The following is a 23,989-nucleotide window of genomic DNA, read 5'->3' as shown; positions in this document are numbered from 1 at the left end:
TAAATGCTAAAGGCGATTAAATAAATTAAGATATTAATATCCGGGATTCTGTGTATACAAGCCGGGACTATTGTCTAGTTCTGACTGTGGTACCGGATATAGGACATAATTGACTTGAAAATCTAACATCTGCTTTGCGACGTCCTCTTTCCTGATCCAAGCTTTCATGACCGATTCGACACTGCCACTGCGGATAAGATCAAACCATCGCACCCCTTCGCCAATAAACTCCCTTCTGCGTTCATCCATCAACTGTGATTTAGTGACATTCGTCAGCTCAGTTGTCAATCCGGCGCGTTTTCTAATTTGATTGACGACCGCGTCTACATCCGTTTGAATGTTCCCAGAAGTGCCATTCAATATGCACTCCGCCTTTAACAACAGCAAATCGCTATAACGAAATACAATATAATTGATCGGCCAATCCATTCGGTTTGCAGGCACTTTGGTAAGGTCTACAAACTTCTTAACAAATGATCTTGTTTCAGCAACATTGCCATAAATATAGCCTTGCTGAATACTGAACGTCTTTCTGCTGTCACCAGTATCATACAGCTTAAGCAGGTCATCAGATACTGGCCTGATTGTTAAGCCTCCTTGCGTGGCTAGCCCGAGTGAATTGAACCAATTATCAGGTACAAGCACCCAAGGAAATGTTGCCCCAACAACAGGATTAGCGCCGCTTGAATATTCAATATTAAAAATCACTTCCTTGTTGCGCTCATTACCGTAATCAAAAATGCTATTATAGCTGGTCAGCAAACTAAATTCATTGCTGTTGATCACCTCGTTGAACTGCTCCACCGCTTTCCCCCATTCGTTGCTGTTCAAACCCGCACCTTCAACACCCAATGAGGGCCCCGATCGTGTCATGTAGACCAAGCCAAGCAACATTCTTGCAGCGTATTTATTGACACGGCCTTTATCTGCTGCAGCGTACGCACTGGGTGCAGGTAGCGCATTAATTGCTTTGTTCAGATCTTCAATAATCAACGCATACAACTCCTCCACGTTACTCCGACCAATGCTTTTAGCTTGGCTGGCGGATACCACCTTGTCTATCCGTGGCACTTTGCCAAAGTACCGAATCAAATCAAAATAAAAAAATGCACGTAAGAACCGGGCTTCGCCTTCCATTCTATTGCGAAGGCTTTCATCGATAATAGCCGTGGAACCATTCGCAGCAAGTTGTTCCAAATAATTGTTTACACGAAAGATGCCGTTAAAATTTGTTTGCCAAGCTTCTATCACATAGGGGTTACTGGCAATCGTTTTATGAAAACTGTTGATCCCTTCCCAATCACGCACTCCGCCGTCCGACACTGCGTACAAATTATCCGACCGTGTTTCCGAGAGATTCATCAGGCGATCAGGATATCCTCGTGTACTGTTATATATAGCGTTCAATCCTTGAATAAAATCATTTGCTGTCTTAAAGTAGGTATCTGAAGTAGCACTCGAAATTGGTTGCTGGTTCAGATCCATTTTGCAAGATCCCAATAGACCTGCTATCAAAAAAAATAGACTCAATTTTTTCATCGTTCTAAAAATTTACGTTTAAACCAAATGTCACTGTCTTTGGAATTGCCAGGCCTCCATAATCACCCGCCTCGGGATAATCAGAGCTTCCGCTTAGATTTGTGTTTGAAGATTCCGGATTTACCCCCCCGTCATATTTGTCCTTTCCCCAAAAATTCTCCAATGTCACGAATAAACGGACTAAACTAAGCTTTGACTGACTCCCCAATTTCAGGTCTTTGATATTATAACCAAGAGTGACGTTGCGTAAACGCCAATAATCTGACGAATACAGCCAATCTGTATTTTTAATCCGTCCAAAAGTTGAATAAGCTTTTCCAACACGACCTTCTCCAGGATCCTCTTCTGAACGCCATCTATCCCGATAAAATCCAAGCGCATTGTCTGATGATCCTTGACCGGTGCGTCCCAAGGCACGTCCTAATAAAGAATAGATATGACCACCATTCTGGCCTTGGAACATAAAACTCAAATCAAAATTTTTATACTTAAAGTTGTTGGTTATCCCCCATACATAGCTCGGGTTTGGATGCCCCACAATCACACGGTCATTCGCATCAATCACACCGTCTCCATTGGCATCCACATACTTTGGATCACCTGCCTTTTGGCTGCCATACAACGCAGCTCCAGCATCAATGTCTGCTTGAGTCAATATGCCGTCTTGTTTAACGACATAAATGCTATACATCGGCTCGCCAATCCGTAGAAGACTATGCTGGATATCAAATGAGGACGGTATTAAAATCTCCTTTTGCTCACCATCAAGTTTTGTTACTTTATTGGAATTATGACTAATATTAAAAGAGGTAGACCATGAAAAATCTGCTTTTCTGACCTGATGGGAAGTGATCTCTAAATCCCAGCCTTTACTTTTCACCTCTCCTGCATTATCCAAATAGGAAGAAAAACCTGTCGAAAGCATGGAAGGAACATTTAGCAATAAATCACTGCTCTTCCGGGTATACCAGTCAAATGATCCTGTAATGCGGGAACCCAAAAGGCCAAAATCCAATCCCACATCATAAGTCCGCGATTTTTCCCATCTTAGATCCGGATTAATGATATTGCTTGGCGCCTGTCCAGAAACGGAAAGGCCATTTGACGAATAATTATAAAAGCCCAACAAGGCAATGCTACTGTAATCACCTATATTGTTATTCCCTGATTCACCATAGCTTCCGCGTAATTTCAGCTCATTGATAAAGGTAACTGGTTTCATGAAACTCTCCTGTGACAGACGCCAGCCCATGGACAACGATGGGAACCAACCCCATTTTGTATTGGATCCAAAACGCGATGAGCCGTCCCGACGAATACTTCCAGAAAGCAAATACTTACCGTCATAGGCATATTGGACACGCCCAAAATAAGAAAGCAAGACACTTTGTGTTGCGCCTGTTGAGGCAACTGTAGCAACTGCACCGTTCAAAGTTGTTATAGAACTATTGGTATAACCTCCCTGCGAGGTGATGGAAGAAGTTTCAAGTTTATCAAAATTATAGGCTTGCCCCAGCAAAGCGGTAATATCATGTTTGTCAAAATTGAGATGATAATTTAACGTATTCTCGTTTACAAAAGTTTGCTTTCGATACACACTGTTGGAGCCATAGGTAGCCTGATTCGGGTTGTTGGTTCGGTTAGCCAAAGTTCCGCCTACAGTGTAGGGCTGAAATCTATTACTTCTGCTATCGGTTTGATCCAAATTAACTGTAGTCTTAAAATTGAAGTTATCAAGAATATTGTACTGTCCGTAAACTGTCCCCAGTAAACGTGAAATTTTGGTTTCCCCGATATAATAATTCAATTTGGCAATGGGATCATTTGTTGAAGTACTCCAGGGATATTTTTCATTGTCAAAAACGTTTACTGTTCCAGCAGGATGGTCCTGAACAGGTGACATCGAATAAATCTGATGCATGATATTATCCTTTCCTTCCACTCCGGGGTCATTTCCGATAGAATAGGTAGGTGCTAGGTTTAAACCAAATGCGATTTTTTTATTCGGTTTGACTTCAACGTTAGCTCTGGCAGTATAGTTTTTATAATCCAAGCCTTTCACAATACCTTGTTGATTGAGGTAATTCCCCGAGACATAATAATTGACAAATTCTGTCGCTCCCGAAGCCGCAACCTGATAGTTTTGGATCACTCCTTTTCGATACGCTTCGTCTTGCCAATTGATAAGGTAAAGCCCGGGACGTCCGGGTTCCAACCAACGGTCATCATACATATAAGATGTATTATATGTCCCGTCGGCGAGTCCCAATATTTTCCGTCGTTCGGCATTGCTTTGGCTTGCCAGCCTTCCGGTACCTGAGGCTTCCCATTGTGCATTGATCATCTCCACCGCTCTATCTATCCACTCTTCACCATTTAACATATCCAATTTTTTATAAGCCTCGGACATGCCTACGTATGAATTGAGACTTACTTTAGCCTGGCCGCTCTTCCCGCGTTTTGTGGTGATCAAAACAACTCCGTTTGCTGCCCGGGATCCATAAATTGCAGCTGCAGATGCATCTTTTAGGACTTCCACAGATTCAATATCGTTTGGGTTCATATTATCCAGCGGATTTCCTGAGGCATAGTTTCCCGAGCCGTTTTGCGAGGCCGTTGACAGTGGGAAACCGTCAATGACATACAAGGGTTCACTCCCAGCGGTAATAGAGCCCGATCCCCTGACCTGAACACTTACCCTTTTCCGGGAACACCTGTAGATTGCTTAACCCGTATACCGGACATCTGTCCGATCAGGGCTTGATCAACCCGTGCAATAGGGCGCTCATCGAGATTCTCAGCATTAAACTTTGAAACTGGAGCTATAAGGTTAGTTCGTTTTTGGGATCCATAGCCAATGACGACAACCTCATCCAATGCTTCTTGTTTCGGCAACAACTCAACACGTAGAAATGCTAATGTTGATACGCGGACTTCTTTCTGCTGGTATTCCACAGAACGAAATACAATATTGTCACCAGATTTTGCATGAATACTGAAATCACCATTTTGACTGCTTGCCCCTTCATTTTTGCCATTTACCTGGATTGTAACACCACTGATCGGCTGATTTTTATTATCAACAACTTTTCCCGTCAGTGTCCCCTGTGCGTACAATACATGTGTAAAAGCCATTTGAGCCACAACAATGGCCCCATATCGCATTATGTTTTTCATGGGCTGAGTTTTTTAATTATTAATCTGATTTATATTGGTAAATCAATTTAAAAGAACTCATTTGATTAACTGTCCTGAACTTACATGATAACCAGACAATTGCAAATTTTAAAAACTTAAAACGCACTCTGTTTTGTATATTTTAACCATCAAAATTGTAAAAAGTAATGTCCAAAAAAAAGCCTCGTTTTATACGAGGCTTTCAATAGTGCTTACTGCTTTTAATAACTCCAAATGGTAACAGGTCCAATCAGACCGCTTTCCATGGGTTTCCAGCCGCTTGCATCAAAATCTTTATAATTGATATTGACAAAATTGATTTCATGATAATTTCGCCAGGCAACTTTTTTACGGTCTAAATAGCTGATACGGTTTGCCATTAAATTGGCAACCTCTATGCGAATCTTGTTTTCACCATTTACCAACATGGTTGTAATATCTAGCTGAAACGGAATAGACCATAACACACCGGCCTCCTTTCCATTGACATAGACCTTTGCACTTTCAGCAACACGACCCAATTTCAGTAGATAGGATTTTGATTGATCCTTATTGATCGAAATTGTTGTTTCATAAACCCCTGTTCCGGAAAAATTGACAGCATCTTGGTCTCCCCAATCTGTCCAGGAGGAGAGTTGATCGAGCTTTTTCGCCTTTGGTAAAACAGGTCCACCAGCAATAAAACTCACTTTCCAATTGCGATCCAATTGCGCCACTTGGTTTAACTCGTCCTGATAACGAAAGGGTTCTCCGGCCTGTTGCGCTGAGGCAAGGACTATCCAGGAATAGCCAGATGGAATCTGCACCCGTATTTTGCCGTTAGCTGATGGCAACTGATATGTCTGCCCAGTTTGAGGATCCAACAGCGAATAATGTGAAGCCTGTACATTTAGTGTAATGTTACGATCAACGGTCTGCCCACTATGATTGACCAAATAATAATACCTGTCCTTACCAGCGGCTCTGCGTGAAAACTTCAACCCTGTTTGGTTAATCCGTTCTGGTGCGATCTCTTCTGTTTCGAGTGCCGAATTGACATCTGTCGTAAGATAGATTTTGCCTCTTCCAAAAGCTGTATACTGATTCGCTTTATCCTTTTCGAAACCTAGCGATGCAATTAATTTATTGAACAGTGTACGGCGTTCCTCTAATTGGCTATATCCAGGAATCTCTTGCGGTAATTGCTGGAAGATGACAGTTGCGCCTTGGTTGGCCATTTCCAGGATTTTCTGCAGTGTCACTTCAGAAAAATAATGACAGGCAGGTATATAAATTGCCCGATAAGGGATCGCATCCTTTGAGGTTTGTAATTTCCCGTCGTTTACTGTAGTTCCTGCCAGAATTTTATCTGTTGCAAAATCAAAGCTATAGCCCCGTTTCTGCAGCTGAACACTTTGTTTATAAAATTGCGTCGGATGTAACCACTCGTCAACATCATGAACCTTTAATGCCTTATCCATTCCCTTTGCATTATTCCAAATATCATAAATGGGCCAATATACCAGCAGTTCGTTGTCAGCACGCGTAGATTGCAAGATAGATTGCACACGTGTAATATATTGATTCAAACCGGTAAGGTGGTCCCAGAACGAATTTTGTGGAACAAAATTAACGGAAGCATAGAACAACCATCCTGGAAAAGGTACATTTTTCGGCGAATAGGTTGTCCCATGATAGAATACATGATTCACTCCAGCAAGGAATAGTTGTTCGACTTCTGGTTTCGTTTGTGACAAAGAAGTTTTAAAATGTTCCGTCAGCCAGGTGAATGTTTCCGAAGAAGTATATTTTTTACCATATACATTTGTCGCCGACGTCGCAAATTTCGCCATCATGGGGTCTGGATCCACATTACGGATATCAGCAGTATCCCGTCTTAATCCGGGAATATCAAAACTACTGGATCCAAAGGTTTCACACTCCGCAATATCTGTATCCGCATACAAATCAATCAGATTTCCTGGAGATCCATGGGCTTGATTTTTTGAGACTGCACTAAAGCGATGGGCAAAATCCGTAAATGGGGTCAAAAAATTCTGGGCAAGTAGTATATCCACAACTTCACGATAATCCGATTTAAGGCCTGCTGTTTTAGCTTCATTCTTGCCCTTACCTGCAAAATCCAGGAGATGATCCTGTAACCTATATCCCTTTATCCGTTCGAATGATTGCAAAAACTCATCCGTCCAATTCGCACCGTATACTTCGTAGCTATCGTTAAAAAAAGCACGTACATGCAATGGTTTGTCCTGAAAAGCTTCGGCAAATCTATTGAAATAAGATGCGACAGAATGCTTCCCCAGGTGATCCAACGTATATCCTTCTCCGCCCGGAGCGGCACGTTTGACTTTCTGCCCTGTTCTACCAGAAAAGACAGCTATTAAACGAATATCGGTAGGGGCTTCCCATGTTCCAGCAGTCTTTGAAATATGATCATCCAGATTAATCTCGCTATTGTCGGCTCTAAATGCCCGTAATGCCTGCAAAAAGAAATAATGTTGTTTAGGATCCTTAGGTTTTAGGGGAAACGTGACTTTTTCACCTTTTTTTAATTCAAATTCATCTAGGATCAATTTGGTAGCGGCATCCTTTTCTTTGATTTGAGGTCCCCCAAATGGCCAACCAGTTCCCAAATTAATATCCACTCCCATGCCCAAGGCATTGGCCTTATCCGTTGTTACCCCCAACATATTCATCCATTGTGGTGAAAGAAAGTTCAGGTAGCTGGATTCAAATCCCTTAGCGCCATAAATAGGTGTTACCTCAACTCCACCAAAACCACTTTTTTCAAATAAGGTTAATTCGCGTTCGAGATTAGGTCGGTCCACAGCCGAACCGAGCCACCACCAACGCGTCCAAGGCCTCATTTCTTTGGTAACTGCTGGCCATAAATCCTGCGCCATCGTTCGACCGACAGCCAACAGATTACAGGCAAGCACTAATGATATATAAATTTTCTTCATGTTACAATTGGCCTAATCCATGTGAAATACTTTTTTCAAACTGACCGATACTGGAGAATGATCGGCATGTACTTCCATGATATCATACATATAATCCCACCATTGCTGAACAATAGCTTCCTTACCCAACTCTTGTGACGAATGTCCTGCTAAATATTGAACAGCAAATAGAGTATCTGTCTCCTCATCCAAAAAAATGGAATAATCAGACACCCCATTTTCGCGTAATAAGGTTATTAATTCTGGCCAGATCGTGTCATGTCTCCGCTTATATTCCCCAGACATTCCCGGTTTCAATTTCATTTTAAATGCTATTTTCTCCATTTCTTTTAAGTCTTCAACTATTTTATGATCGACAAATTTTCTTAATTGGCCACTACCTGATGTATGTCAGCTTCGATAATGCTCAAGGTGCCTTTGGCATTCGCGTCATTACGGGCCACACCATCATCAAGTTTCTTGCCCCCCATTTCAACCTGATTGTTTTCCCTCGTGGTAAAAGGTGCATTTTTAAGTTTTATTGTTATCTTTTCACCCCTTGTGCGCGGAAATGACAAGGTACAATAGCCTAATGTCACATCGGTATTGCCGTCAAAAACAAGTTTTTCGTCCACAAAAATCTGCAATGGATAAGATCTTGATCTAAAATTATTCAGTTTCAGGTCAACTTCATCAATATCGGATTTTTCCTGCAAAGTATATGTAATCCAGGCGGTACCTAGTTGTCCGTCATTGACCCAATCCGACAGTTCATTGTCGTCGTAAGAGTGTGATGCTTTCTCTTGATTGGCGCCAGCAGCAACTGCACGGATTTTGAGACTTTTTTTCAGTTGCACCAATGTGGGGTTCGCAGGACTTGGTCCACGCGCTAAAAATGAAGGCAAATTTTCGTTGGATTCCTTGACGAAATAATCCGCCATGGTTTTGAGCGGTTGCACCGTCCAGACGGTTGAATCTGACAGCAGACCACTTGATGTCGCCTTCAACATCACACGCCCCGATTTATCGTACTTTGTGCGAAGTAATACACGATTTACACCAGCCTCCACAGGAAGTGAGGTAGCTAAAATATAGTTATCAGGCCCCTGGGCGATACCCCCGCGCCAATCCATCGGTCCATCCAACTTAAAGTCAATCGTATTAGAAGCCAATGGGCAACGTAATCCGTTTTTGTCAAGCACTTCGACTTCTGCCAATACCATATCGTTACCATCAGCAAATAAGCCATTTTTACCATGTTGCGCCGTCAAACGGATTTTGTAAGGCTCACCTGTTGTTTTTAGTTCTTTCTTATTTAACAACTTTCCATCTTTTGTGAATGATTTTGCCGTCAATACGCCGGCCTCAAAATCAATGGCTGGAAAACGGTATAGGAAGTCGTATAGCTTTTCCGCTTCTTTCTGTACTTTTCCGTTCACAGCTAATTCTACCCGGTCAGCGGCCGAAACGACCAATACATCTTTTTTCGTTCCGGGAGCATAGTTCCAGTGTCCTACAAGGTACAAGCCTTTTGGATCAGGAGCGATCCAGCCATCCCACATCACCTGGTGGGCAAAGTAAGCATCTTTGGGAATACGCATGGCGTCTACTTCGCCACTTCTTCTGTAATTCTCTTTTCCCCTAAAATGGGTATTGGAATCCGAGAAAATAATATTGACACCGCCCGAATTTACGCGATCACCAGTGCCCGGACGCATCTTCCAATATTCCCACCAACGATGTACCGCTTCAACAACATAACTATCTTGGTTTCTGTTATAATCACTAGCATCTACGCCTTTATAAAGCGGCCCTTCACCATCCTTATGAAATGGATAACTCAATTCGTCCCAATATTTACGTAAGGCCTCATCCCGCATATATTCGGTTGCGATCATGGGATGACGCGCACTTTTATTGATATACAACATTTCACCACCATACTCAGCTAGCTTACTATCCAGCATTTCACGTGAGCCAATTGCCCGTCCGCCAGCTGGATCGTATTGATCACGAATGGCTTTCATCTCTGCCATATGCTCTTCCGAAATAGACTCGTTTCCACACTCATAAAACAAGACACTTGGATTATTGCGGTAATAAATAATCGCATCACGCATAAGCTCTGTTCGCTGTTCCCAACGTCTACCTTGGACATCTTTTTCGGCATCTCCTGCGGGTAGCATTTGCATCAGTCCCACGCGGTCGCAGGATTCAACATCCTGTTTCCAAGGTGTTACGTGCATCCAACGAACCAAATTGGCATTGCTCTTGACCATGAGTCCATTGCTAAAATCACTTAACCAAGGTGCTACAGACAAACCAACAGCAGGCCATTCATTACTTGTACGCTGTGCATAGCCCTTCATCATCAAAACCTGATCATTCAGATAGACCATGCCATCTTTAAAAGCCGTTTTTCGAAATCCTGTTTTCGTCTTTACAGCGTCTATAGTTTTGTTGTCCTGTACAATTTTTGTCGTAACCGTATAGAGATAGCCATAACCCCAGCTCCAAAAATTAACCTGATTCATGGTTGAGTTCATGGTCAATTGTTGTGTTTGATTGGCAGGAAGGTTGAACTTTTTTGAAAATGTTTTCACTAATTTTCCTTCGGCATTATGTACTTCGGCAACAAAGTTGACCAGACGCGATTGCAGGGTTTCATTCTTTACCTCCGAAGAAACAAAAAGATCCATTGTCTTTTCAGGGATATTTATGTTTTTCGCATACACATAAACACCTGTAGTCTTCAAATTGGAATACAATGGTAAAGTCTGATAAATTTTGGAAGTAAAGTGGATCCACACATTTTTTGGAATTCCACCATAGTTTGCATTAAAGTTTTTATCGTTCCATTGATACGTGCTATTTGTTGCCTTTTCACGATAGCTCCAACTATTGTCTATACGTATGGCCAAGATATTTTCGTGATCGCGATCAATCAGGTCCGAAATATCAAGTCCTGCTGCCATAACGCCATTTTCATGACGACCAATAAATTTTCCATTGAGATAAAATTCTCCGCCAAAGCGAATCCCTTCAAATTCCAAAAAGACCTTATCGGAAGTAATTCCCTTGGGAATACTAAACTTTTTTCGATACCAAACAATAGTTGTCGAAAGGTCATGTATCGCTTTTGTGAAAGCTTCATCTTCGTTCCATGCTTGGGGCAGAGCAACCTGTTTCCATGCGCGATCATCGAAGTCTTCAGCAGAAGCATCACTAACATCGCCAATATGGTAACGCCAGTCAGCGTTAAAACTAAAAGTCCTCCTCCCCGCTTGAGCATATGTACCGAATGAAAGCAGCAGGCAACAAAAAATAAACAGGAACCTTTTCATCTTATCTTGACAACATTTTATAAACCTCTGTCCCTCCCAATAAAAAACAACCCAAACCGTAATCTTCAAAATCCGGTTGACTTGAAAAACTGACGGGCTGACCATCCTTAGGTTCTTTCCCTGTTCCTTGTAAATAGCCCAAAAACCCAGAAGGGTGTACCGCTTCTGCTAGCATTGCTTTCCATGCCTTTTCTACAACAGGGCGATATATTTTAGCATCTAGAAAACCATTATTGATACCCCAGGCCATACCATAGACAAATAATGCTGTCCCTGAGGTTTCCCGTCCGCCAAAATTATTGGGATCATGCAGGCTGACATTCCAAAATCCATCTGGTCTTTGGATAGGAACAAGTGCTTCCATCAATGCCTTATAATCCGCTACATATTCTGCTCGATGTACTTCGTTTTCCGGAATTAAAGATAGTACCCTCACTAAAGCTGCTACCACCCATCCATTACCGCGTGACCAATAACAGTCCTCACCATTTGGTTCTTTGTAGGGAGGAACAAAATCTTTATCGCGCCACCAAAGTTTATCGGTCTGATTATATAGGCCTCCACCTTCCTGTGTTTTTGAATGATGATACATTTTATACATGTAATCAAAGTAAGTTTGATCCTTCGTCATTACACCCAGTTTGGCATAAATTGGCATGGCCATTTGTATGGCATCAATCCAAGTCCAATCGTCTACTTTTCCAGATTTGATAATGTAATCTATATTGGCTTTAATCTTTTGGATACGCTCAGGCTTTGCTTCAATCTCATAGAGATCCAAGTAGGTTTGCCCACAAGCCTGGTCATCGGCATTTCGAGTTTCTAAACCGTTGCGCATCCCCCAGTCATGTTTATTTCCCCAATCCACTGCATAATTGTAGTATTCGTTGTTTTTATCAATCTGATAAAGTGCCATGAGCCCTTCGTAATAAACAGCCCGGGTCCAGATGTTGCTCGGCCGCCAACGGTTGGTGTAGATCGGTTTCCCTGTATCTGTCCATTTGTTCATGAAATAACGATTGGTCAACTGCAACGATTGGAGTACATCTACAGCAGATAATTCCGGCTTCTGTTCGACAACTTTCTTCGTCGATGAACATGCTGAAAGGAAAAATGCAATCAATAAAGTGGTCGTATAAGTATTAAATATTTTCATGTTTTTCTTTATATAATTATTCATAACGGGAATTCCTTTTTTTTCTGAAAGTGTCTGATCTTATTGGCCAGAGAGAACCTTCTTTTGCTTTCATTGCTGTTGGTGTCTGCGAAATCATGAAGGTTTTTGAGCGAGCTGCTCGTAGGGTATCACACCAACCCTTTTCGCCCAGTTTTCATAGATCTGAACCATTTCTCGGTATATTTTCGGAAAAGAGGCTGATAAGTCTACTGTTTCACTTCTATCTTTTTCTATATCATATAAATACCACCTATTTTCAGGATAGGAAGAGACCAATTTCCATTTTCCTTTGCGCACAGCTTTGTTACCTTCGTGCTCAAAACAAATTTCCCTATCCATATCCTTCTGTTGCTCATTCCATAGCGGAAGCAAGGAGGCCCCTTCCATCGGTTTAATCGTATTACCGGCATAATTTTTAGGATAGTTTGCTCCCGACCATTGTGCTAAGGTTGGCATGATATCGATCAAATGGGCTGGCCTATCAAACTGTTTTCCTTGAGGCAGAAACTTGGGGCCATATGCGATAAAACTGGTTGCATTGCCACCCTCAAACTCCCAATGCTTGAACTTTTTGAAAGGCGTATTGCTCACTGCAGCGCCTTCGATTCCATAAGCTGTAAAAGAACGTGGATGACTAGCAGGAAATTCATTCGCAGCTCTAATTTCTGCTGTAAATCCCGCATTGGTTATGGTCTCATTGCTCGCCCCGTTATCAGAGAGAAAAATAAAAACAGTGTTGTCCAATTGCCCTTTTGATTGGAGATAATCAACCAGTCGGCCAACATTCTGATCCAATTCGTCTACCATCGCCGCGTAGACAGCCATCTTTTCATCCCATTTTACTTTTTCTTCCCAGCTGCAATCATTCCAATTTCGCAAGGTGGTATCCATTGGAGACAATTTGGTCGTTGGTGGCACTATCCCTAACTGCTGCTGTTTTTGAAAACGCTTTTCACGGATAGCCTCCCAGCCTTCCATATATTTACCCCGATACTTTGCAATATCCTGCGGTTTGGCATGTATAGGCCAGTGGGGCGCCTGAAAAGCGAGGTATAGAAAAAAAGGATCCTCTTTTTTCGTTTCCAAATGCTCACCAATGAAAGCCATCGCATAATCCGTATAGGCATCCGAGCTATAGTAATCTTTTGGCGGAACGATCGTCTCATTGTCCAAAGCTATCGTCAATGTTTGTTTGGGACGATAAGGCCGGTTTTCAAAGTAGCTGTTTGCTCCATCAATTAGCCCATAGTAGCGCTGAAATCCACGCTGCCGAGGCCAATTTTCTTTTTCCTGTCCAACATGCCATTTCCCAGCCATATAAGTTCCATAACCTGCGCTTTTCAATAGTTCGGCCAATGTGACCGAGTTTCGATTTAAATAGCCCTGATAGGCAGGAAAAGGACGCTTGTTCATCATATCGCCCACACCTGCCTGATGCGGATACAATCCGGTCAATAGAGAAGCACGTGATGGACAACAACGCGAAGCATTATAAAAGTTAGTCATCTTAATACCTTCCTTTGCCATTTTATCCAAATGTGGGGTCTGAATTTCGGAACCAAAACAACCTAAATCGGCATAGCCCATGTCATCGGCCAGAATCAACACAATATTGGGCCGTTGCTGTGCACGGACTGTAAATACTGTGAGCAGAAAGAAGATCGCCAGCGGAAAAGTAGATTTTATCATACTACATAAATTTCTTTAGACCGATTTTGGTTTGTGCTTTCAATTGTTCAGCAACGAGTTTAGCATTTAGCAAAGCACCTGCTTTAATTGTATGGGTCGCATCTTTAGGATCAAAAAATTCTGTTTCTACTTTCTTTTTCCCCAATGTTTCATACTGGGCTATCACTTGATCCTGCAAGGGGATAAAAAACGCATTAGCCTGTTGTGCAGCTTCTTTTGCCCATGTTGCATAATCCGATTTACGCACTTGGTTTCCTTCCCAGGCATTGCGCGGAATAGGTGAACAAATAATTGCTGTGGCTCCTTTGTCTTGAATATTTTTCACAAATCGACGTAAGTAAAAACCATAACTATAGACAACTTCATGTTGCTTCAGCAATGGATTATACACTTCTTGGTAATCGTCGCCATTTCCTTTTATCGTTCCACGAGCACGTAACGTATCCACAATAGGACTTGAATCATTATGTCCAAATTGCATAAGGACAAAATCGCCCGGCTGTATGCTATCCAGTACCCTCTGCCAAAGCTTTGGATTGTTATAAAATGTCCGGGTACTTGTTCCCCCCAAAGCACGATTCTTGACATTGATCTTATCTAATTTAAAATACTGACCGATCAAACTTCCCCAGCCCCACTGTCCATTGGCCCCATTTCCCTGTCCGTTTTTTACGGTGGAATCACCAATAATAAATAAGGTCGGTTTATGCTGTTTTTCCAAAAAAGACATACTGATTACAGCGAAAAGGACCGCAGCCCAAGGCAACAATTTCAATTTCATCTTCATTTTTATTTAATGTATTGTACTAATTGGCTTTTAATCCTCCGAAATCCTTCGATAACAGACAATGCATTTTCTCTTGCTCCAGCTTTATTCGTATGCGTATGGTCACCTGGAAAATAATTGGATTTTACCCGTTCAGCACCAAGCTGATCATATTTATCTGCGGTAATACTATTCAGATCCAAAAAGGGAACGCCCTGTTCTTCTGCAATCTGCCTAGCCCACAAGCCAAAGTCGTTGTCGGCTCGTTTCACCTTACCTTGATTATCCCATTGGTTGCGCGGAATCATGGATAACAAAATTGGTGTTACCCCCTTTTTCTTTGCTTCAATCACAAAACGACGCAGGTTTTCACCGTAAGTGTGCACGGTCTCCTTCTTTCCATTTCCCCAATCCAACACAACGGAGTCCTGACCGATGCCCCGCAGCACACCCCGATAGCCTTGTTTGCTGGTATCGGGCTTACTGCCCTCGTTATGGCCAAACTGAATCAATAAAAAATCTCCCGGCTTGAACAACGAATCAACTTTTGCCCATCTTCCTTCTTTGACAAATGTTCGTGTACTACGCCCCGCCATTGCATGGTTATCTACACGGATTCGTGTCGTATCCAATAATTCAGGAATCAGGGTACCCCAGCCCCAATATTCCTTATTGCTGTTCTTAACGGTCGAATCACCGATAAGATAAATCGTAGGTCTATCTTGCTGTTTTGCAAAGGATATCAAAAGAACGGCTGTCAGTGCCATCCCTATCCATTTTATTGTATGCTTCATTTGCTATCTTATCTATTTCTTTTAGTCAAAAAATCCAAATCGCGCTTCCGAATTTCTATTTTTTATGGGCATACTTAACCAGCTGAATGTTCGGCTTGACTGGACGATCCATACCTGCACCGAGATAATACCCCGTATGTGGCGGTTGATTGTAAGCCACATTCTGCCATGCTATGCTCAAGCGATACTGTGGATCATGCATCAACGTATATACCCTTTGCGTTGTAGGGATCGTTGTTGTATAGATACGTAGGCTTTGGTTGTCGTCTGCACGTAGGATCAATTCTTCACGCCAATCGCCAAAGATATCCGCGCTCAGGTTAGGTGTACTTTTAGTTCCATTGATCGATGATGCTCCAATCCCCGTAAAGATGCGTTCTATTTTCCCATTTTTATATTTTTCAATATAGTTACTGTTTAAAAGTTCCCGGCTCAAATCGGCATCCCACCAAATCAGAAAATTGGTCGATCTCGGAGCCGGCCCGACACGATTACCTTTGGTATCGTACATATCGCTAGATCCCAGCCACCACAGATACGCCCCTTTATGATCGGGATCTATATTTGCAGCAACACCGCGGGGAATATCTTGGTCTATTGCACTTTTAAACAATATTGCGCCAGTTTTGGCATCCAATAAAGCCACGCCGGTCCCTTTCCGCCCTCCTTTCAGTTCATGGATTCCAAAGATCTCCAGGCCGGGTCTTTCAGGATCTAGGTCGCCGACATGCAGCGCATCGCCATGTCCCAGTCCTGTACTGTATAGACCTTTGCCATTATCATCAATAACCATCGAACCAAACACAATTTCATCTTTGCCATCCTGGTCAACATCCGCGACCGTAAGATTATGATATCCCTGTCCGGAATAAGGATCTTTACGAACTTTGCTATCAAATACCCAGCGGTTCACTAATTTTTTATCTTTAAAGTCCCACGCTGCCAGAGCTGTCCGTTCATAATATCCCCGCGTCATCACAACACTTGGATGTACACCATCCAAATAGGCTACACAAGCTAAAAATCGATCGCTGCGATTAGCATTTGTATCTCCCCATGAACTTAGCTCTCCACGTTCTGGTAAATAATCTACAGAGCTTAGGGCTTTGCCCGTCAATCCATCAAATACGGTTAAATATTCAGGTCCTTTCAATATGCGACCAACAGTCCGCGAATTTAATACGGTATCACGCCAATCGGCCTGGGCATCACCAATGACATTTCCCAGTCCATCTTTCGTACCGTCGGCCGTTTTACAGACCAGCTCTGCACGGCCGTCACTATCGAGGTCGTATACCATAAATTGGGTATAATGTGCTCCTTCTCGGATATTTTTACCCAAATTGATTTCCCAAAGAAAAGTACCATCTAGTTTATATGCCTGAAAAATAGGTTCCGAAGTAATCCCATTGTGTGCGTTGTCATGTCCAACACCCGTCTGATGAACAATCAGTTCGTAAGTCCCGTCGCCATCCAAATCACCTACAGAAATATCACCCGGAGTGTACCCTTTGGGAGTACGTAAGGGAATATTTAAGTATTGCTGTACTTTTTGATCTTTCGATAAGGTCAATTTAGCGACTTCTTTTTCTTTACCTCCGGCTACTATATCCAAAATGTAAGTAACATCTTGATTCAAATCGACCTGATCGTCCAAAAAATTAGTCCCTTTGGTCAAAGGTGAAGTATTTAGTCTTTTCTGCTTGCCATTCCCATCCTTTCTATAAATTGCAAAGGCCGTATCAAAATCGTCAGTGCCAAGCAGACGCCAGCTTAAAAAAACAGCGTTGTCCGTCGTTTTTACACCCACCATCCCCCGATCCAAAAACTCCATTTTACGTTGGCCTGAAACGGCTAGGGAACCGATCAGCGCCCCGGTCAAAAGAATAAGTTTTGTCTTCATAATTCAAGGTCTAAGCCACAGCAATATGCTGGTACATATTATTATTGCTTTTTATTATTAACAGTTACATTATTTAGGACAAAGTTTCTAATATATTCCCTGTGAATCGCTGGATCTTTGGCTGCACGGACGTGCATATTTTGAAATGTAAAATCCGACAGCACATATTGTTCCGAATTGAGGACATCGAATACGATGTCGCAATCCAGATCTATATTGCGTAGGACAATATTTCTTGCATAGGACATTTTAATATCTTTCTCGCCCTTCAAATCAAAAAATTGGGTCCAAGGTTTAATAAACAACATGCTATTGACATTTCCCTTTACATTTTCGATCAAAATGTTTTCATATTCCTGTGGCGTATCTGGCCGCATCTTTAACTGCAACAGCTTGCGTGCTTTATCTAAGGTATTGTTCCTAAAAATCACATTATAGCTATGAATAGATTCACTACCACAAGTCAGTGCACTATGACAAAATCCAAAGAAACAGTTCTCAATAATAATATTTGAATTAGGTCCATTATTAGGATCTTTGTCGGACTTAGGCCCTTTACCTCCTTTTAATGCGATCGCATCATCGTTAACGGATAAGTAACAATCCTTAATCAATACATTGCGGCAGACATCCAAATCAATCGCATCTGAACTAGGCGCTTTCACAGGTTCCTTTGGCGCCGAAATGTGCAAACCGATCAATTTGAGATTTTCACATTTATAATAATGTGAGGTCCAAAACGGTGAATTGATCAAACGAATGCCCGATATTTGTACGTCCTTGCTATTGGAAACATAAAGTAAGCGTGGGCGCATCTCGTCCATATTTGTGCATTGTGGATTAAACTGTCTTCGAAGCCAAAAGGATCGCCAGTAGCGCAACCCGTTTCCATCGAGTGTGCCTTTGCCCGAAATTGTAAATCCATCCACCTGATCCGCATTGACAAGCGCCAAAAAATATTTCACTGTCTGACCTTCCATTCGAGTCTCAGCTAGCGCAAAATCTGCGATATCATCACTTCCTTTTAACACAGCCCCTTCTTCCAAGTGCAAGTGTGTCTTTGGTTTAAAAAATAATGAACCACTCAGATAGATCCCTTTAGGTACGACGACGACACCGCCTCCACTTTCATATGCTTTATCAATTGCTTGTTGGATTTTGGCAGTTTGCACGATGGTGCTATCTGCGACCACACCAAAATCCGTGATGAGAAATTTCTTTCCGAGCGTTCCGATCTCAGTCGATTTTACAGTCTCGAACCATTTTGAGATTGCTGTTCCGTCCGGAAACTTTCCTTGCGCATGTGCATTGGACAAGATCGCAATTGATGTAAGCAGGAGTAAAAATCGAAAGAATTTTTTCATCATATTTAGTTTTATTAAGTCTTGTTTCCCCGCTTGTCTACAGCTTAATTAAAACGTGTAGACAATGCCTTCGAATTGATTAGCGTATTTAAGGATACTTAAATAAGTAGCTAGTTTTAAAAGTATCAACATTTTTAACAAGAGCCGTCCTGTAGTATCCTGAACAAACCAGACAATACAGTCAGAAAGTGCTCGTTTTCATGTATAATAAGGTTAAAAACAGGGATTCAACGTCATTCGTAATATATTTGTTATAGAATTCTCAACTCCAACGCCACACCAACTTATGACCAACTCCTAACTGTAACCACGTTGAGTGCACAGTGAGTCCACGTTGAGTCCACCTTTTAGAGGTTGATTCACCATGCACTCACCTTTTTAACAATCCGCTTGCAGTCAGGAGTTGATATGGATTTGGTGATACCTTATCCTTAAGAAAATATATCCAAACCACCTTGTACTGTCCTGCTTGGTAAAATTAGGTTCCCCCTTGATTGTTCCTTATTTTTAGTCTTTATTGTTTTTAACCAATTGCTTAGGACCTCCTGATGAAAAATAAACTGGATATTCCATATGGCCTTAAAAAACACAAACCGAGCTTGCGTGCTCATGAAATAATTATTAACATGAAATATAAATCAATCTTCGCCTTTATTTTACTATCGATCGCTTTTACTCGATTGAGCGTCGCGCAGATCAGCAAGATCAACCAAGACGATATTAAAATCAAAGCTCCTTTTGAAATCCCAGTATTTAAGGTCCCAAATTTCGAGCATTGTAAAAACTACGATATCCGCGATTTTGGTGCACGTCAGGGTGACAAGGAAAGTACTACCACAGCAATCGCGAAGGCAATTGCGCTAGCGACAACATCGGGTGGCAATATCATTATTCCTCCTGGAGAATGGTCAACCAAGGCAATACACCTAAAGAGCAATGTTAACTTACATGTCAGTGCAGGAGCAACCTTATTATTTTCGGGCGACCCGAAAGACTATTTACCTGCTGTTCACAGTAGCTGGGAAGGGCTTGAGTGCTATAATTATTCGCCATTGATCTATGCATACGAAGCGACAAATGTTGCCATTACCGGTAAGGGAACCATAAAAGCAGATCTGACTGTTTGGGAGAAATGGTTTCCGAGACCAAAGCCGCACATGGAAAGCATCAAAAATCTCTATAATTGGGCACAAGAAGGGATGCCTGTGGAACAGCGTCTCATGGTCAACGACACATCTAACCTTAGACCTCAGTTTATTCAATTTAACCGTTGCCAACATGTGAGGGTCGAAGATATCAAGATCCGAAACAGTCCTTTTTGGACCTTGCATCTCTACCTAACGAAAGATGCGCTTATCCGTGGCATCGACATCTACGCCCATGGGCATAACAATGATGGAATTGACCCAGAAATGAGTCAGAATGTATTGATTGAAAATTGTGTATTTGACCAGGGGGATGATGCTATTGCCTTGAAGTCGGGTAGAAATCCCGAAGGCTGGCGGTTGAAAACGCCAACAAAGAATATTGTGATCCGTAATTGCGAGATCCGTGACGGTCACCAGCTCCTTGCCGTTGGAAGTGAACTCTCGGGAGGGATTGAAAATATTTACGTAAACAATTGCACAGTACTGCCGAATGAGAAGCTCATGCATCTACTTTTCATCAAAACCAATGAACGAATGGGCGGTTACGTTAAAAACATTTATTTTTCAAAGATCAAAGCCCAAAACGTAAAGGAAGGTATACTTGGAATAGATACGGATGTGCTCTATCAATGGCGCAACCTGGTACCAACCAAAGTAAAAAAACTGACTCCAATAACGAATGTCTATCTTTCCCACATTAAAGCTGAAGTAGGTCAGTTTGTCTCGAAGATCAATGGTAATCCCGAACTTCCAATTCAGACCATACGATTGAAGGATGTACATCTTAAAAAAACGACATCAACTGCTATTCAAAATAAATACGTCAATGATTTTTCCTACACGAATAGTGATAAAAGTGAATAAAGCACAACCTTTTTGGGTTCAAGAAACCTAAATAAGCATTATGGAAAAGAATACATACTATTAGGGTTACGCCATAAAAAAAGGGCTTTTCTATTAACATAGAAAAGCCCTTTTTTTATGCATTATTCTTTTAATCAGTCAACACATTAACCTTAGGCATCACAAATTGTGTATTTTCTTTTTCGCCTTTTGGGGTCCCAAAGTAAAAATAAAGTGTCCGGTTAATCCTTTTATCCATTTGATTAAGCTCACCCGCGGGTCCATTCACGGCAGCATTTCCATTAATTCCCAATGCCAGTTTTGTTCCAATAGGGGGAATAGCATCTAAAAAGGAAATATCTCCAGACGGCAATTGCGGATATCCTTTAGGACCGGAAATTCCGTAAAACTCGAACAATCGCACAAATAAATCTTCCTGATCTGTTGCGACCAAAAACTTGCCTTGCACTGTATTGAATTGTACCCAGCTAACATCGGAGAAGTAGCCTTTAAATTCAGGAAATGCCCATGGACCAATACCGGCTTTTCCATCATTGTACATTTTTTCCCATGTATTTAGGGTGACACCTTGCATCCTATTCTTCCATACGCGATACGGTCCATTACCGAGCCATTTGGCCCCAATAATATAGTTTTCAGGAAAGTTGAAGCTTACTCCGGCATAAGGCACTGTTTTTTTCATATTGTAAGCATAATCAAGTTTCAACCAGCCGTCTGGCCGCATCGTCCAACGGATAAAACTTAGATTGCCATCAAACATAAACTCAACAACTTCATTTTTTCCATCCTGCCAACGTTTAGCACTTTTCATCTCCGACTGTCCATCAATAAGCACCGGGCCATTATTAAAAGCTAATTTCATGCTATAATCATTGGCCAGATCAACCAATAATCCTGTTTTTTTGGAGATAAAAGCTGTTATTCCGTTTGCCTTGAGAATATAATTTACACTGTCCTCTTTCGCTTCAACATCGGTAGAAGATTTTAAAGGTAGAATTTCAGCTGTAAGAGCCTGATTGGATTTTATACGCCATGTCCAAGTATAAATTTCCTCCCCATGTGAGTCAGTTGCCATCAATATTAGTGCATCATATTGTTTCCAATCGCTCGGTAAATTCAACCGCACGTTTCCTTTTTGAGTCGGAGCCAATACAGGACTATTTATCTTTAGATTCAACACCGAGTCCACCCCCGCTTCTTCGGCATAGGGCTGTTTATAAGTAATCAATTTACCCTCAAACCTGCAATCTTTTAGGTCGGTAAAGTGATAACGATTTTCCACCGGAATAGTTCCATTGAAGTCGGCAGGTAATTTCTTCATCGTAATATGTACAGGTGAATAGATTTCCCGAATAGCATAGAAACTTCCCTCTTTTTCGCGATGTGGCCCAAGGATTCCATCGGGGGCATTTACGCGGTTGACATCAATCACATTGTTGAAATCTGTACGCACGATACCTTCATCTGCAAAATCCCAAATAAATCCGCCTGCACCTAATTTGGCATTCCAGTGCAACTCCCATATATCTGCTAATCCTGCTGCGGCGCCGCCATCGTCCTGTGCATGGAGAAATTCAGTCGGCATGTAAATGTTTGGCCCTTCCAGAATTTTTTTTGTTGAATAAAAGTCTTCATAATGGTTGCAATCGATTCCATTGATGGCGTTCCCAGGTCTATGATGTGCATGGATTACCGTTCTTGCCGAAAGATCATATTTTTTATACTCATCAACAAGTTCTTTATTATGCCCGCCTTCATTGCCATTACTCCAAAGTATAATGGAAGGATGATTGGCATCTCGGATAACCATTTCTCGCACTAGCTTTTTACCCACAACAGTGCTATATGCCTTCTGCCATCCGGCCAATTCATCCAAAACATATAAGCCCAATGAATCGCAATAGGCCAAAAACGATCTATCTGGCGGATAATGTGAACAGCGTACCGCATTCATGTTCATTTCTTTGATCAGTTTAACATCATTCAGATCCAATTGTGCGTTCACAGATCGTCCAGTTTCGGGCCACCATACATGACGGTTGACACCTTTCATCTTCACTTTTACACCATTGACATAGATACCATCTCCTTCTCGAACTTCGATCGTCCGGAAACCAAAACGATCTTGAGATTGATATCCTTTATTCTTCCCATCCCATAGGGTGTACGTGACCTGATACAAGTTTGGCGTCTCCGCTGTCCACAATAACGGTTTTTCCACTTTCATTTCGATCAATTTTACCGAATCTTTCGCCATAATCGGAAACTTCTGATTTGCGATCACGTTGCCCTTCAGATCTTTGATCTCCACCTGTAGATTTGTGGCTTTAGACAAACTTTCTAAATGCACGTTGCTTCGAAAAGTTCCATCTGCTTTGGCGTCGATAGCTGTCCAACTGATATGCTCTTGTGGTGTCGCCTCGAGGTATACAGGTCTATAAATACCGCCTAAAATCCAATAATCTGCAAGGCGCTCCGCATTGTTAACAGATTTATCAGATGACATTTTTGATACAGTCGCTTCCAATATATTGGCCTTGTCAAAGCTGATCTTCTCGGTGACATCGTACTTAAACTGATAGAAAGCACCTTGGTGGATATCTCCAGCCAGCTTACCGTTGATCTTAACTTCGGTATCTGTCATCGAACCTTCAAACACAAGGCTTATTTTTTTACCTTTCCAGTTTTTTGGAACAGTAAATTGATGCCGGTACAAACCTTTCTCATCGTGAAAGATGAAATTCTTGCCATAGGTCACATAGTCCCGACCATAGTTATAAGCCCCAAATCCCTGTTGTTCCCAATGACCGGGAACCGCAATCTTATCCCATTTTCCAGCCTTACGTCCCCCAGTTACCCAGAAGTCCCAATTGACCGTATGAACGTTGTCCGTTCCTGAGAGATAGCGTATTTGCTTCATCGTTTGTGCTGAGGCACTATGTGCCATCATAACGTATAGCAAAGCAAAGAAGACAATTCGAATTTTAAGCATAGGTTTATTCATTGAATTAGCAAACCTCTAAAATAAAAAGTTCAGGACACTTAAGTATCCTGAACTTACCTGTATGGTTATGTTGCCGATATCGGCATTCACCCCCTGCGATACTGTCGAGACAGAACAGCACAGGATGACAAATTCATTCGGTATACCTAAACTTGCTGTATTAAATTGGTTATTTCCCAATTTAGACGGTGCCTACTTTTGGTATGATTTAGATAAAAAAAGCTGTTATAGCAAAGGAAAGCCAGTAAAATAGTATCATATTTTTTATCATAAATTTA

Annotated in this window: 14 protein-coding genes; 1 reads left to right on the top strand and 13 read right to left on the bottom strand. The window is 41.8% G+C overall.

Going from position 1 to position 23,989, the window contains the following annotated elements:
- Window positions 1-33: 33 nt before the first annotated feature.
- The 12 genes from IQ31_RS06985 to IQ31_RS06935 form a co-directional block, all read right to left on the bottom strand.
- Window positions 34-1,539 carry a RagB/SusD family nutrient uptake outer membrane protein gene (locus IQ31_RS06985; RefSeq protein WP_145327549.1) on the bottom strand — a complete coding sequence of 502 codons (1,506 nt, stop codon included), beginning with the start codon at window positions 1,537-1,539 and terminating at the stop codon, window positions 34-36.
- A gap of 4 nt (window positions 1,540-1,543) precedes the next feature.
- The gene (locus IQ31_RS06980) at window positions 1,544-4,186 is read right to left on the bottom strand and encodes a SusC/RagA family TonB-linked outer membrane protein (protein ID WP_244294396.1); all 2,643 of its coding nucleotides are present in this window, start codon (window positions 4,184-4,186) and stop codon (window positions 1,544-1,546) included.
- 47 nt (window positions 4,187-4,233) lie between these two features.
- Window positions 4,234-4,716, bottom strand: a complete 483-nt coding sequence (locus IQ31_RS27845; protein ID WP_244294393.1) for a carboxypeptidase-like regulatory domain-containing protein — start codon at window positions 4,714-4,716, stop codon at window positions 4,234-4,236.
- A gap of 221 nt (window positions 4,717-4,937) precedes the next feature.
- A complete protein-coding gene (locus tag IQ31_RS06975; protein ID WP_088163070.1) occupies window positions 4,938-7,679 on the bottom strand; it encodes a glycosyl hydrolase in 2,742 nt (913 codons plus the stop codon).
- Window positions 7,680-7,691: 12 nt separating this feature from the next.
- Window positions 7,692-8,003, bottom strand: coding sequence for an L-rhamnose mutarotase (rhaM, locus tag IQ31_RS06970; protein ID WP_088163071.1), 312 nt, complete (start codon window positions 8,001-8,003; stop codon window positions 7,692-7,694).
- A gap of 41 nt (window positions 8,004-8,044) precedes the next feature.
- Window positions 8,045-11,002, bottom strand: a complete 2,958-nt coding sequence (locus IQ31_RS06965) for a glycoside hydrolase family 2 protein (RefSeq protein WP_088163072.1) — start codon at window positions 11,000-11,002, stop codon at window positions 8,045-8,047.
- A 1-nt stretch (window position 11,003) separates the two neighbouring features.
- Window positions 11,004-12,158: a glycoside hydrolase family 88/105 protein gene (locus IQ31_RS06960; protein WP_088163073.1), complete on the bottom strand. Its 1,155-nt coding sequence runs from the start codon at window positions 12,156-12,158 to the stop codon at window positions 11,004-11,006.
- Between the two features lie 114 nt (window positions 12,159-12,272).
- A complete protein-coding gene (locus IQ31_RS06955) occupies window positions 12,273-13,868 on the bottom strand; it encodes an arylsulfatase (protein WP_088163074.1) in 1,596 nt (531 codons plus the stop codon).
- Window position 13,869: 1 nt separating this feature from the next.
- Window positions 13,870-14,649, bottom strand: coding sequence for a rhamnogalacturonan acetylesterase (locus IQ31_RS06950; RefSeq protein ID WP_088163777.1), 780 nt, complete (start codon window positions 14,647-14,649; stop codon window positions 13,870-13,872).
- Window positions 14,650-14,657: 8 nt separating this feature from the next.
- Window positions 14,658-15,428 (bottom strand): rhamnogalacturonan acetylesterase, encoded by a 771-nt coding sequence (locus IQ31_RS06945; protein ID WP_088163075.1) that lies wholly within the window; start codon window positions 15,426-15,428, stop codon window positions 14,658-14,660.
- Window positions 15,429-15,483: 55 nt separating this feature from the next.
- Window positions 15,484-17,331 carry a rhamnogalacturonan lyase gene (locus tag IQ31_RS06940; RefSeq protein WP_088163076.1) on the bottom strand — a complete coding sequence of 616 codons (1,848 nt, stop codon included), beginning with the start codon at window positions 17,329-17,331 and terminating at the stop codon, window positions 15,484-15,486.
- A 41-nt stretch (window positions 17,332-17,372) separates the two neighbouring features.
- The gene (locus IQ31_RS06935) at window positions 17,373-18,698 is read right to left on the bottom strand and encodes a rhamnogalacturonidase (protein WP_232475624.1); all 1,326 of its coding nucleotides are present in this window, start codon (window positions 18,696-18,698) and stop codon (window positions 17,373-17,375) included.
- A 623-nt stretch (window positions 18,699-19,321) separates the two neighbouring features.
- Here IQ31_RS06935 and IQ31_RS06930 point away from each other — a divergent pair.
- Window positions 19,322-20,707, top strand: a complete 1,386-nt coding sequence (locus tag IQ31_RS06930) for a glycoside hydrolase family 28 protein (RefSeq protein ID WP_088163779.1) — start codon at window positions 19,322-19,324, stop codon at window positions 20,705-20,707.
- A 130-nt stretch (window positions 20,708-20,837) separates the two neighbouring features.
- Here IQ31_RS06930 and IQ31_RS06925 read toward each other — a convergent pair whose 3' ends face one another.
- The gene (locus IQ31_RS06925) at window positions 20,838-23,699 is read right to left on the bottom strand and encodes a glycoside hydrolase family 2 protein (RefSeq protein ID WP_145327568.1); all 2,862 of its coding nucleotides are present in this window, start codon (window positions 23,697-23,699) and stop codon (window positions 20,838-20,840) included.
- Window positions 23,700-23,989 lie beyond the last annotated feature (290 nt).

This window comes from Sphingobacterium siyangense, from assembly GCF_007830445.1.
In the GTDB taxonomy this organism is placed as follows: domain Bacteria; phylum Bacteroidota; class Bacteroidia; order Sphingobacteriales; family Sphingobacteriaceae; genus Sphingobacterium; species Sphingobacterium siyangense.
Note: the sequence above shows the minus strand (reverse complement) of the source record. Positions and strands in the feature narration are given on the sequence as shown.